General features: G+C 52.7%; 11 protein-coding genes. 7 read left to right on the top strand and 4 right to left on the bottom strand.

Annotated features, from left to right (window positions below; all coding sequences use genetic code 11):
* The first annotated feature begins 78 nt into the window (after positions 1-78).
* Positions 79-1,152: a TIGR03790 family protein gene (locus ACH5Y9_RS20645; protein WP_445367416.1), complete on the top strand. Its 1,074-nt coding sequence runs from the start codon at positions 79-81 to the stop codon at positions 1,150-1,152.
* Between the two features lie 72 nt (positions 1,153-1,224).
* On the opposite strand, the gene ACH5Y9_RS20640 is transcribed toward ACH5Y9_RS20645, so the two are convergent.
* Positions 1,225-2,616 (bottom strand): sensor domain-containing diguanylate cyclase, encoded by a 1,392-nt coding sequence (locus ACH5Y9_RS20640; RefSeq protein ID WP_445367415.1) that lies wholly within the window; start codon positions 2,614-2,616, stop codon positions 1,225-1,227.
* Positions 2,617-2,660: 44 nt separating this feature from the next.
* Positions 2,661-3,263, bottom strand: coding sequence for a nitroreductase family protein (locus tag ACH5Y9_RS20635; protein ID WP_445367414.1), 603 nt, complete (start codon positions 3,261-3,263; stop codon positions 2,661-2,663).
* A gap of 326 nt (positions 3,264-3,589) precedes the next feature.
* Between ACH5Y9_RS20635 and ileS the strand changes: the two genes are divergently transcribed.
* The 3 genes from ileS (at position 3,590) to ACH5Y9_RS20620 (ending at position 8,335) form a co-directional block, all read left to right on the top strand.
* Complete coding sequence (ileS, locus tag ACH5Y9_RS20630; protein WP_445367413.1) at positions 3,590-6,421, top strand: isoleucine--tRNA ligase; 2,832 nt, start codon at positions 3,590-3,592, stop codon at positions 6,419-6,421.
* Positions 6,414-6,893 (top strand): signal peptidase II, encoded by a 480-nt coding sequence (gene lspA / locus ACH5Y9_RS20625; RefSeq protein ID WP_445367412.1) that lies wholly within the window; start codon positions 6,414-6,416, stop codon positions 6,891-6,893. Before ileS ends, lspA begins: the two co-directional genes overlap by 8 nt.
* Before the next feature lie 566 nt (positions 6,894-7,459).
* Positions 7,460-8,335, top strand: coding sequence for a restriction endonuclease (locus ACH5Y9_RS20620; protein WP_445367411.1), 876 nt, complete (start codon positions 7,460-7,462; stop codon positions 8,333-8,335).
* Between the two features lie 88 nt (positions 8,336-8,423).
* Here the strand turns inward: ACH5Y9_RS20620 and ACH5Y9_RS20615 are convergent, their stop codons facing one another.
* Positions 8,424-9,389 (bottom strand): IS110 family transposase, encoded by a 966-nt coding sequence (locus tag ACH5Y9_RS20615; RefSeq protein WP_445366537.1) that lies wholly within the window; start codon positions 9,387-9,389, stop codon positions 8,424-8,426.
* 1,035 nt (positions 9,390-10,424) lie between these two features.
* Here ACH5Y9_RS20615 and ACH5Y9_RS20610 point away from each other — a divergent pair.
* From ACH5Y9_RS20610 to ACH5Y9_RS20600, 3 genes are all read left to right on the top strand, one after another.
* On the top strand, positions 10,425-10,586 hold the full coding sequence (locus tag ACH5Y9_RS20610; RefSeq protein WP_165385901.1) for a hypothetical protein: 162 nt from the start codon (positions 10,425-10,427) through the stop codon (positions 10,584-10,586).
* A 159-nt stretch (positions 10,587-10,745) separates the two neighbouring features.
* A complete protein-coding gene (locus ACH5Y9_RS20605) occupies positions 10,746-10,967 on the top strand; it encodes a hypothetical protein (RefSeq protein ID WP_033157545.1) in 222 nt (73 codons plus the stop codon).
* Between the two features lie 357 nt (positions 10,968-11,324).
* A complete protein-coding gene (locus tag ACH5Y9_RS20600; protein ID WP_445367410.1) occupies positions 11,325-12,419 on the top strand; it encodes an L-dopachrome tautomerase-related protein in 1,095 nt (364 codons plus the stop codon).
* Here the strand turns inward: ACH5Y9_RS20600 and ACH5Y9_RS20595 are convergent.
* Positions 12,416-13,351 carry a LysR family transcriptional regulator gene (locus ACH5Y9_RS20595; RefSeq protein ID WP_445367409.1) on the bottom strand — a complete coding sequence of 312 codons (936 nt, stop codon included), beginning with the start codon at positions 13,349-13,351 and terminating at the stop codon, positions 12,416-12,418. The two genes, ACH5Y9_RS20600 and ACH5Y9_RS20595, sit on opposite strands and share 4 nt — an antisense overlap.
* Positions 13,352-13,434: the final 83 nt, after the last annotated feature.

Here is a 13,434-nt window from a genome sequence, read left to right as displayed (position 1 = left end):
ATGAGTGTTGCATTTAATGCGTGTCCGGTTAAAGTGACCGATCCGATAAATTCGACCGCCAACCTCACGGAGTAAGGTGTGTTTCCCGTTAAGTCATGCAAATTTGCCCTGCTCGGGCTTATCCTCAGCCAGCTGCTTTGCTCGCCCACATTGGCCGCCCCGGTCTCGCCGATGTACCGGCCATCCTCGGCGCTGACCGGCCAAGATCTGGCCGTCATCGTCAACGACGCCGATCCCTTGAGCGTACAAATCGCCGCTTATTACCAAAAGCAGCGGCAAATTCCGGCGGAACAGATGATACATGTGCGTTTTGCACCGAATCAGGCCGTGTTGTCCAAACAACAATTTGAGCAAGTGAAGCAGGAAGTCGATCAAAAAACGCCGGCACATGTACAAGCCTTTGCCTTGACCTGGTTACAACCGTTTCGCGTCGATTGCATGTCCATCACCACGGCCTTCGCGGCCGGTTTTAGCGAATCATTTTGCGCGAAAGGCTGCGTTCAAACCCATAGCAGCCCTTATTTCACCTCCGAAACCGATAAACCGTTTAAAACGCACGGCTGGCGGCCCACCATGGCCGTGGCGGGTAAAACCTTCGCGGAGGCGAAAAGACTGATCGATACCGGTGTTGCCTCGGATTATTCGCATCCGCAAGGCTCGGCATATCTGTTAAAAACCTCGGACCAGGCGCGTAGCTCCAGAGCGGTAATGTTTCCGAAAGTGGCCGAATCGTTAAGCAGTTTCTGGCCGGTGAATTATCTGGAGCAAGACTACATTGAAGGCCGTCAGGACGTGATGTTTTATTTCACCGGTCTGACCAAAGTGCCGCATCTGGCGGATAACCGCTATTTACCGGGCGCTGTTGCCGATCATCTTACCTCCGCGGGCGGTGTGATGTCGGGCAGTGACCAGATGAATATCACCGAATGGCTGAGCGCTGGCGCTACTGCCAGCTATGGCGCGGTCGTGGAACCCTGTAATTTCCCGGCCAAATTCCCCAATCCCGGCGTATTGATGTATTTCTACCTGCGCGGTAGCAGTGTGATCGAAGCCTACTGGAAAAGCGTCGCCCAACCCGGCCAGGGGATTTTCGTCGGCGAACCGCTGGCCAAGCCGTTTGCCTATCGGCCGCGCCTGGCGCCGACTCCCTAGAAGGGATCTATATAAATTAAAAATCCTCCTTCTCCCTCCGGGAGAAGGTTGGGATGAGGGGATTTTTAGAGGTCACCCCAGATCCGCTTCGTCATCGGCGACGACAAGCCGATTGCGGCCGGCTTCCTTAGCGACGTACAGGGCTTGGTCGGCGCGGGTTAACAGATCGAGCCGATTGCCGCCATGGACCGGATAAATCGCCACACCTATCGATACCGTGACTTGCGGCAACTGATGATTACCGAACTTTAGCGATAAGCTTTCGATGGCCGCACGCAATGCTTCGAGGCGATGCAAAATTTTATCCGGCTGGATTTCGGTGGTAACCACCACGAATTCTTCACCGCCAAAACGGCACACCATGTCGCTGCCTTCCCGAAAGCCGTTCATCAATTGCGCGGTTTTCTTCAATACTTCATCGCCGGCATCGTGGCCGTAGTTATCGTTGAAGGTTTTAAAATGATCGATGTCGATCATCGCCACGGCCAGCATTTTGCCGCTGCGGCTCATCCGCAACAGTTCTCTATCCAGCACTTCTTCCAGAAAGCGCCGATTGAACAGACCTGTGAGCGGATCGCGGATCGATAACTCGTGCAATTCCTCGCGCAAGCTCAAGTTCGCCAAGGCCAGCCGGGCGCTATCGGCGGCGGCTTCGGCTATCGACAGCTCGCGCTGAATATCTTCCGGGTGGCCACTAGTAAACCGATGCTCGATGTAAATCAAACCCAAAGCGCGCGAATGCGCCAATAACGGAATGCACAGATAAGGGCTGGTTCCCGGTTTTACGTGGCTGCAAACCGGATTGATACTCTGGCCGACGCGCGCCATATGAATGCAGCCGCGCCGCATGCCCCAGCATTCGTCGGGAGTAAACACGGCTTCCAGTTCGCTTTCGCCACAGCCCCAAGCATCGGCCAGCACCAGCGAATTGCCAGCGGCGTCCAGCATATACAGACCGCCGACGGAATCGGCAAACAAACGTATCAATGCCGCTTTGATAATCGGATAGGCCTCGTCCACTTTTTGACAGCTCTGCAACAAATCGGTCATTTCGCGGATTAATTGCATATGCAATATCGCGGCTTCCAATTCGGTTTGGGCTTTTTTTAAGGCGGTAACGTCCCGCGCCGCAGCAAAAATCCCGGCGACGTCGCCTTTGTCATCCCGATAAACCGAGGCGTTGTACATCACCTCGGTGATCTGGCCGGAGGTATGGCAGATAGCCAGAGGATAATCCGTGACTTTGCCTTGCGAAAACGCCAGGCGATAACCGTCGCGGGCTTTTTGCGGATCGGTAAAGTAAGTGGAAAAATCGCTGCCGATCAATTGCTGCCGCGGTACGCCGGTGACTTTTTCGGTAGCGCTGTTCACGTCCATGATCTTACCTTCCGCGCTGATAGTCACCAGCGGATCGAGACTGGCCTCGATCAGGCTGCGCGCATAGGAGGTTTTAATATTTTTCATTGGCGCGACTCAATGCAACCGTAGTTCATCATTATCGGCTGCGCTTATTTAAATACCTCGCCCCATTGCCCGAGATAAAACCGCTGCTCCAGGGTCGCACGGCTGCGTTCCGCCTGTTCGCCGGCTTGAAACTCTTCGGCTAAGTTATCCGCCTCGGCTTGATAGCCTAACGCCAACATCGCCATCGGCGTGCTGTCGTCCGGTAAATTCAGCACTTGCCGGGCTTTATCGGCATCGAAACCGCCCATTTGATGGGTAATCAAGCCTAAGGCGTTGGCTTGCAAGCATAAGCTCAGCGTGGCGGCGCCGGTGTCGTAAGCGGCAAAGCGGTTGGTTTTGCCGTTGTGATTAAAATTCTGCATCGCCACCGTCAAGATAAATACCGGGGCGTTTTTGGCCCACAGCTGGTTTTTTTCGACAATCACCGATAGCGCGGTTTCCCAGGCTGCGAGATTGCTGGATTTGTCGCAAACCACAAAGCGCCAAGGTTGGTCGTTAAAACAAGACGGCGCCCAGCGCGCCGCTTCCAGGCACGCGGTTAAATCCGGGTGGCTGACCATTTTATCCACGGCAAAAGCCCGCGGGCTCCAACGGCTGGCGATCAAGTCGTGAATCTGAACCTGGGTGGTGGCGCGTTTATGTTGCATGGTTGAGCCCCTTGTGTGTGCTTAAGTAACTTTTTGCGCGTGCCGGACCAGTAGTTTGCCGGCTCTGTGCCACGCATAAACCCGCCGGTAAATTTCCTAAATCAGCAAACCGGATACGCTAGCCGATGGTAACTCGCCGACGCCGTCCCGTCTATTTTTAGCACGGTTCAAGGTCCAGCGCCGAGTAGGCTTTATGCCACTTGGCACTTGGTGCTAAAATCGCGCGTTTACTATCATCCTTAGACTCATTCGGCTAATCGGCGCAACCGTTATTTTCAGCGGCCTAAGTCCGCACCCAGCCGCTGGAATGCAACGCAGACAACATCATGACCATGGATTACAAACAAACCCTGAACCTCCCCAAGACCGAGTTTGCGATGAAAGCCAATCTGGCGCAACGCGAACCGGAGATGCTGAAAAAATGGAACGAAAACCAGCTCTATCAAAAAATTCGCGAGGTGTGCGCTGGCCGGCCTAAATTTGTGCTGCATGACGGCCCTCCTTATGCCAACGGCGCGATTCACATCGGCCACGCCGTCAACAAAGTGTTGAAGGACATCATCGTCAAATCCAAAACCCTCAGCGGTTTCGATGCGCCTTATGTGCCGGGCTGGGATTGCCACGGCTTGCCGATTGAGTTGATGGTGGAAAAATCGGTCGGCAAAGCCGGCGTCAAAGTGTCGCCTGCCGAGTTTCGTAAAGAGTGCCGTGCCTACGCCAAGAAGCAAGTCAACATCCAGAAAGAAGAATTCATCCGCCTGGGTGTGTTGGGCGATTGGGACAATCCTTACTTAACCATGGATTTCGCCTTCGAGGCCGACATCGTCCGCGCCTTAGGCAAAATCGCCGCCAACGGCCACTTGAGCAAGGGTGCCAAACCGGTACATTGGTGTACCGATTGCGGCTCGGCGCTCGCCGAGGCGGAAGTGGAATATGAAGACAAACATTCGCCGGCCATTGATGTGCGTTTCGCCGTCGTTGATGAACACGCATTCATGGCAAAGTGCCACCATGCCGGCGACCGCGAAGGCAAAGGCCCGCTGTCAGTGGTGATCTGGACCACTACGCCGTGGACGCTGCCGGCCAACCAAGCCGTGGCCTTGAATCCGGATCTGGAATATGCGGTGGTGCAATGCGAAATCGACGGCCAAACCGAGCGCTTGGTCATCGCCGAAGCCTTGCTGAAAGACGCGGTACTCCGTTACGGTATCGGTGAACATCATATCGTTGGCTACTGCAAAGGCGCGGCATTGGAAAACCAATTGTTGCAACATCCGTTTTACGACCGGCAAGTGCCAGTCATCTTGGGCGACCACGTCACCACCGATGCCGGTACCGGCGCGGTACACACCGCGCCCGGTCACGGCCAGGAAGACTATGTGGTTGGGATGAAATACGGCTTGCCGGTGGACAACCCGGTCGGCAGCAACGGCGTATTTTTGCCCAGTACCGAGTTGTTCGCCGGCCTGCATGTATTTACCGCCAACGAAAAAGTGTTGGAGGTGTTGCGCGAACGCGGCAAATTGCTGCATCACCACGCCTTGCTGCACAGTTATCCGCATTGCTGGCGCCACAAAACCCCGATCATCTTCCGCGCCACCCCGCAATGGTTCGTTTCCATGGAAAAAAACGGCCTGCGCGATACCGCTTTGAATGAAGTGAAACGGGTAGAGTGGATACCGGATTGGGGCCAAGCCCGTATCGAAGCGATGCTGAATAACCGTCCGGATTGGTGTATCTCCCGCCAACGTACCTGGGGTGTACCGATTGCCTTTTTCGTGCATAAAGAAACCGGCGAATTGCATCCGCGAACCGGCGAGTTGATCGAACAAGTGGCCAAACGCATCGAACAACAAGGCATAGACGCCTGGTTTGAACTGGACGCGGCGGAACTGATCGGCGCCGATGCCGAGCATTATCAAAAAATGACCGACACCCTGGATGTCTGGTTCGATTCCGGCGTGACCCATGCGGCGGTTTTAGAACGCCGCGAGCAACTGCGCTTCCCGGCCGACCTGTATCTGGAAGGCTCGGATCAACATCGCGGCTGGTTCCAATCGTCGTTGTTGGCTTCGGTGGCGATGAACGACGTCGCGCCTTACAAACAAGTCTTGACCCACGGCTTTACTGTCGATGCCGAGGGCAAGAAAATGTCCAAATCCAAAGGCAACGTGGTGCTGCCGCAAACCGTGATGAAATCGCTGGGCGCGGATGTGTTGCGCTTGTGGGTGGCCGGCACCGATTATCGCGGCGAAATGTCGGTGTCTGAAGAGATTCTGAAACGCACCTCCGACGGCTACCGCCGCTTGCGTAACACCGCGCGCTTCCTGCTCTCCAACCTTGACGGCTTCGACCCGGCGCAACATCTGGTAGCTAAAGACGATCTGCTGGCGCTGGACCGTTGGGCGGTTGATAAAGCCTGGCAATTGCAGGAAGAGATCAAAGCCGCTTACAACGCCTATCAATTCCAAAGCATCTACCAAAAAGTGCTGACCTTCTGCAGCATCGATTTGGGCGGCTTTTACCTGGACATCATCAAAGACCGCCAATACACCGCCAAGGAAGATTGTCTGGCCCGTCGTTCCGCGCAAACCGCGATGTATCACGTCATCGAAGCGCTGACCCGCTGGCTGGCGCCCATCACCAGCTACACCGCTGACGAATTATGGCAATTCATTCCGGGTCAACGCGGCGAGTCGGTGTTTCTGGAAACCTGGTACGAAGGCTTGTTCCCGCTGGACGCCAACGCTTCGATCAACCGCGACACCTGGGACAAAGTCATGGCGGTACGCACCGTGGTGTCCAAAGAATTGGAGCAACTGCGCGGCAAGGGCGCGATTGGTGCTTCCTTAAATGCTGAAGTGGAATTGTATTGCGACGAGACTTATGGCTCGGAGCTAAACAAACTGGCGAGCGAGCTGCATTTTGTGTTTATCACTTCCAACGCTGGCGTTGCCGACATGCAATTTTGCCCGGACGATGCGGTAGCGACCGAATTGGACGGCGTGAAACTGAAAGTGACGGTATCCGAGCATCCAAAATGCGTGCGCTGCTGGCACCAACGTTACGACATCGGCGAAAACCCGGAGCATCCGGAGCTCTGCGGTCGCTGCGTCGAAAACGTCGCCGGCCCTGGCGAGACCCGTCGTTATGCTTAAGTGGTTGTGGATTTCCGCAGTCACACTGGTGTTGGACCAAGCCAGTAAGCTGGCGGTGGACGGTTCGATGCAGCTATTTGAGTCGATCCCCTTGCTTCCGTATTTCAATCTGACCTACGTGCATAACACCGGTGCGGCATTCAGCTTTCTAGCCCAGGCCGGCGGCTGGCAGCGCTGGCTGTTCGCCGGCTTGGCGGTAGTGATGAGCGGCATCATTGCGGTTTGGCTGCATCGTCTGCAAAAGCACGAAACCTTGATGGCGGTGGCTTTGTCCCTGGTTTTGGGTGGCGCCATCGGCAATCTGATTGATCGGGTGGCTTATGGCTATGTGATCGATTTTCTGGATGTGTATTACCAAGACTGGCATTGGCCGGCGTTCAATATTGCTGATTCGGCGATTTGTATTGGGGTGGGGTTGATGTTGTTGGAGAGTTTTGGGGTTGGGCGCAAAACCGTGGATGTTTTGGAATAGGCTTTTCGAATTTCTTTTTGATCAAACGTTAGCCAAAAACTGTGAATTCTGTTTATTTCCCCTCTTTGAAAAAGACGACTGCATGGACGCAGGAGGTAGGGCAACGTCCGGAACGGTTGCCGAGGGGCTAGGGGAGATTTTCCAATCAGGTGTCGCTAGCGCGACGGCTGGTTTTTAATGTCGGGTCTCGGCCCGACAGCAGAGATACTTTCTTTTTGCTTGGCCAAAAGAAAGTATCCAAAGAAAACGCCACCCGGACGCCGCTTAATCCCTGCGCTCCTCGCTTTTGAACGGGGTCGCCGAAAGGGGCTTCCTGCCCCTTCGGCAACGCGATGCATCCTTGCATCGCCCCTGCGGGCTGATCCCTTCAAAAGCTTCGGTGCTCGGCGTGGCATAAGGGAAAACCCCGCGCCAAATCCGCGGCTTATTGTTTACGACCCTTTGTAGGGTGCGTTAGCGATAGCGTAATGCGCCGAATGATTTAAGACCAACATACGGCGCAATACGGCTACGCCTATTGACGCCCTACCAATTGCGCCTTATCGGGTTGACAGAGGAGAAAAAAATTGGAATTACCGAAGTTCAATGACACATTCCTTCCAATAATTGACATTCTGCGTGATGGTAGGATCGTTCCAGGACGGGAGTTGTTACGGCTTGTCGAAGAGAAATACTACTCAACGCTTCCGCCAGAATTGCTGAATCAGACAACAAAGAGTGGTGATCGACTTCTGGAAAACAGAATCGCCTGGGGAAAGTCCTATCTCAAGAAAGGTGGTCTAGTCCACTATCCTCAACGCGGTTATGTCCAGATTACCGAGAAAGGTAAGTCCGCAAAGGTCGAAACGATTTCAATAGATCAACTGGCGTCTGACGTTATCGGCTTCTACAAACCGGAGGGAGCGATTTCTGAAAAGCAAGAAATTGCCAACTCAAGTCCACAGGACCTTATTGATTCTGGCATTGAACAGATTGAAGACAATGTCAAAATTGAGCTTTTACAGAAACTGAAGCTGATTGATCCATTCGCTTTCGAAAGAGTTATTCTTATCTTGCTGAATCGAATGGGCTATGGCGAATTCATTGAAACTTCCAAATCCCGTGATGGCGGAATTGACGGAATCATAAATGAAGATCAACTTGGTTTGGAGAAGATCTACATTCAGGCCAAACGGTATACTGACAACAAGGTCCGTGAACCCGATATTCGAAATTTCATCGGGGCCATGAGTGGTGACACAGCCAAGGGAATTTTTGTCACAACCTCCGATTTTGACGAAAATGCAAAGAAGAAGGCTAAGGCAGCCCATCACACAATCGTTCTAGTTAACGGACTGCGATTGGTTGAGTTGATGTACAAATTCGGGGTAGGGGTTCAAGTGAAAAACTCATATGAGGTCAAAGCGTTAGATAATGATTTCTTTGAAAATGAGGATATCTAACATCTAGTTAAATCTGAAAATTGCGTACCGAAATCACATGTTCTCAGCGTGGGAACGAGATAAAGCGCAGTAGATACTGTTATCCAAGTCAAGCCAAATGAATAGCCGAATCGAAGGGTTTGGCGGATTTTAAGACGCCGAACGCCACATGAATCAATTTTCGCATCATGGCGCCGATAATGAGTTTATTGGGCTTACCGGCGCAGGCTAATCGGTTTCTGAATTGTTTTCCCCAGGCCGTTTTATAAAGTGTCACCATGGCAGGCATATACATGGCTTTTCGCAAGAACGAGTGGCCTATTTTGGAGAGTCTGGGTTTGCCCTTGATACTACTACCCGATTCGTATTGCCGGGGATCGAGTCCAGCGAAGGCGGCGGCCTGCCGACTGTTGGCGAAGCGGGAGGTATCGGCATAAAACGCCAGGATGATGGCGCTGGTGCGCTCGCCAATGCCGGGGATGCTGTCGAGTAATTCGCGCTGTTGCTTCAGATCGGGATGACGATCAATGTGATCATTGATGGCGTCGATCAATTGTTGGATAGCGGTATCCAGCCAATTCAGATGCTGCTGAATGTCCTCGCGTACCGCTTCGCGAGCCACCTGCAAACGGTTGCTTTCTTGGGTGCGCATGGTTTGCAGGGCGTCCAGGCGTAGCACTAGTGCGCGTAACGTGACTTCCGCCTCGCAACGGGGTTGCCAAGCGGATGGTTTGCGTTCGGCGCAGAAATCGGCAATGAGTTTAGCATCGACCATGTCGGTCTTGCTGCGGGTGAGCCGTGAAGCGCCATAAGCTTTGATTTGTGCCGGATTGACGACGCTGACAGTTAAGCCGTTGGTTGCCAGATGCTGAGCAACGTCTTCCCAATAAATGCCGGTCGCTTCCATGCAGACATGAGGCGATTCGGCCTTTTGAGCGGCCAACCACGTCAACAACGTCGCGAAGCCGTCGAGAGAATTGGGAATGACTTTGGCGCGAAACTTACCGCTGGGCAAGCGCAACGCGCAGTCCAGCTTGGCTTTAGCAACATCGATACCGAGATAAAAATGGGACATTGAAAACCTCAAATGATCTACCTTGTGAATGCAGGCTGCCGGAATCCGGGCCGAAGAGACTGTCCGATCGTTGATCGAGGGTGGGTCACTGCTGCAGGGGTCTACGTCTCGGGCTTCAATAGTCCAAGGTCCGATACGGCATCCAGTGACCCAAACCTGAGGTGCCCCTCAGGCATGTTTTTCGAGATTTTATTATCTCCTGAAAAACACGGGTGGATAATACAAGGTGCGATTAGCGCAGCGTAATCGGACGCATGTTGAATTAAATCTTTAAGAGTATGTGCTGCTTCCAATAAGGCAAACAATGATTGTAAGCTTCCTTCATTCCTCCGAATACGCTTTGCTATTCGGAGCTACCTCAAGATGGCTACAATTTTTATAAGCTCAAACCCTGCAAATCGCGCACGGGTTTTCTCTCGTATGCCGCGCCGAGCACCGGAGCTTTTGAACGGATCAGCCCGTTAGGGGCGATGCAGGGATGCATCGCGTTGCCGAAGGGGCAGGAAGCCCCTTTCGGCAACCCCGTTCAAAAGCGAGGAGCGCAGGGAATAAGCGGCATCCGGGTGGCCTTTCTTTTGGTGACTTTTCTTTGGCCAAACAAAGAAAAGTTACTCGGCAGTCGGGCCGAGACCCGACATTAAAACCAGCCGTCGCGCTAGCGACACCTAATAACACCAACCGCATTGGCATCATCCCCGAAATCTCAAATCCCGCCCGCGGCACCGCCGCGCAGAAAAATTATTCTTATCCGTTGATAACCTAATAAGAGGGCAGTTTTGAGCTAATTGGGAACGCAAACCCAGCCACGCTAAGGTCAAAAATCCCACGTCAAACAAGCTGCTAAACCACCACTCACACAATTCCGCGAATTTGAATGACGGTAGCTATATTGCGCTACAGATTGCAAAAGTTCCGGGCAATTTGTTGCCATTAAGGAAACAAATCATGCATTAAATGCCTGATTGTAAATATTTTTGGCAGGTATATAGTGAAGTCGTACTTACAAAACGACTAAACATAGTCAAGGTGGACCCCATGAATATTTCAAAAAACATATATAGAGACGTGATGATTGGCTTGTTTTTTGTCACCGGCGTGCTCAGCTTCGTCTCCGGTCAATTTATCCTGTCCACACTTTTATTTGGTTCCGCATCATTGGCCAGTAACTTGAATCAAGCAACACCTGCGCGGGTTTAAGAGTGTAGGCTGACCGCTATTGGCACTTGTGGCGCAGACTTAAATGCCGGCATTGCTAATCACGGCGGAACCTTATGGGTAAAACAAACCCAAATCTTAGACATATTAAAGATCCTTACAGTCATTCACTGCCAAGCATAAAGCCATAGGAGAAATACCATGAATTTACGTTACGCAAATATGAAAAGTGCGCTCGAATTTTTATATGCGCCTCCCGTCACCCTGGCGATTATCGAATCATGGAGCGATGACGAGTTTGATGATGTGTTGGACTGGATTGAGCAAATGACTCGTCGCAATTGGCATCGAATACTTCAGCGACCAGAAGTGTTCGTGCAACAAAGGCCGGATGTTTTGAATGTATTGGATGTTGAAATGTAATGGATAAATTCAAATACGGCGTTTTTCTGGGCGTTATTATTAACTCGCCCCCTAAATACCATTCGCCTTGAGTCTATCGAAGGGGGCGCCAGCCTGGGCTTCGATGGGCTCAGCCCGAACGGCACCCGTGTAACATTGTTCCGCTCTAACCAGGGGTTAAGCTTAGATTCTCCCTCGACTTGGCGCTGCGGCTATCTAGGGATAAAAACCTTCATTTCGCTATCGCTGCGCTTCCAAAATTGAATACGCCAATCATCATCAATGTACTGAATGGTTCGTGATGAATGGATGTCATTTAACAGGGGTCTAACGATCCAGTATGGTGTTGCCTAACCCAACAACTTACTGGAGATGATAATGAACCGTGGAATCCTATTTTGCACCGCCATGGTGTTTGCAGCCTTTGAGGCTTTGGCGGATGGCAACTCTCATTTTGATGTATTCGCCAACCTCGATAACGGGCCCGGCAATGTTACAGCGACTGCCAACGGCCGGATCATCATGAGCCAACATCAGTTTTATCAACCGCAATACACGGTGGTGGAATACAAGGATCAAACCTTGCTGCCTTTTCCGAACAAAGAGCTGTCCGCGGCCGATTCGACCGCGCCGATCAAACTCGACTCGGTGTTGGGTATCCGCTCCGACGCCAACGGCATCGTTTGGATGCTGGACAACGGCATGCGCAGCGGCGTGACGCCTAAGCTGGTCGGCTGGAATACCAAAACCAACAAACTCCAACGGCTGATTTACCTGCCGGCCCCGATTGCGCCGAAAGATGCGTTCGTCAACGACTTTGCTTTGGATGCCAACCACAATCATGCCTTCATCAGCGATCCGGCCGGCGGTGCCAATGCCGGCTTGATCGTGGTCAACTTGTCCACCGGCGCGGCACGGCGGGTGCTGGAAGGCCATAAAAGTGTGATACCGGAGAACGTCGATTTGGTCATCGACAATGTGCCGATTCAGGTGAAGACTCCGGCGGGCGAATTAGTGAAACCGCATATTGGCGTGAATCCGATTACTGAAGATTTAGCGAACGAATGGGTCTATTTCGGGCCGATGCACGGCCTCAGTCTTTACCGGATTAAAGCCGCCGACTTGATCAACGAGTCGTTAACGCCTGAAGAACTCGCTCAGCGGGTTGAACGCTACAGCGACAAACCGATTTCGGACGGCATCAGCATTGATGAAAACAACAATATTTATCTGGGGGATTTAGCCAATAATGCGATTGGCGTGATAGCGCCTAACCGACAATATCGGCAATTGGCGCAATGTCCGCGGCTGTCATGGGTGGACTCATTTAGTTTCGGTGCGAACGGACAACTCTATGCCGTGGTTAATCGCTTACATCGTTCGGCCACACTGAACGGCGGTGACAACCAATCCAAACCGCCTTACTTTCTGTTGAAGGTCAAAGCCTTGGCCGCGGGCCTGCCAGGACGTTAAAGATTGATTTGAGATGCGCTTATTGTCCGGCCTATGGCGTTGATTTGCTCACGCAACCAGCCATGGGCCGGGTCTTTTTCCCATAGCGGGTGCCAAATCATCGCCAAATCGTAGTCCGGCAAACTCACCGGCACCGGCAATACTTGCAGCGGCACCAGTTTCTGAAAGGCGATGGCCAAACGATAGGGTAAGGACAAAATCATATTGGACTGGGCGACGATCAAGGGTGCCGATAAAAAATGCGGCACGATGAAATTAATGCGGCGTTCCAGGCCCAACTCGGTCAATTTCTCGTCTATCACGCCCAACTTATCGCCGGTTCGGGAGATCAGCATGTGCGTCCCCGCCAAATAGTCCTCCAACGACGGTGCGGCTTGGATGGTGGGATGATCCTGCCTGACCACGCAAGCCATGCGATCCATGAATAAATGTTCGCAGTGCAAATGCGCGGGCGGATTCAGTACCGAGGCAAAGCCCAAGACCACATCCAGACTGCCGTTTTCCAACTGCGCCAAGGGAAAAGCAGATTCCGTGCGTTTGACATGAATATCCACGCCCGGTGCCGTTTGCTCTATCAATTGCGACAACTCGGGCAAGATCAAAAACTCCATGTAATCGGTCGCGGCGATGGTGAAACGGCGTTGGCTTGATGCCGGATCGAAGGCTTGCGGAGCCTCGAGCAAGCGTTCCATTTCCTGTAATAGACTGCGTACCGGCTCCACCAAGGCCAGCGCCAGTGCGGTCGGCTGCATGCCGGTGGGCGATTTAACCAAGACCGGATCGTTCAATTGCTGGCGTAAGCGGTGCAAGGTATGACTCATCGCCGACTGCGTCACGAACATACATTCCGCCGCGCGGGTGACATTGCGCTCCCGCATCAAAACATCGAAAGCCAGCAATAGGTTTAAGTCGAAAGTGCGTAGGTTAGCCATCCTGAGTTCCTCAAAAAATTCGGCTGCATACTAAACAATATCGCTGCTGGCCGGTATGAACAGTCTTGATGGTAGCGGATGAA

It is taken from the genome of Methylomonas sp. BW4-1 (assembly GCF_052474385.1).
The sequence above is the reverse complement of the archived record's forward strand: the minus strand, read 5'-3'. Positions and strand labels throughout refer to the sequence as shown.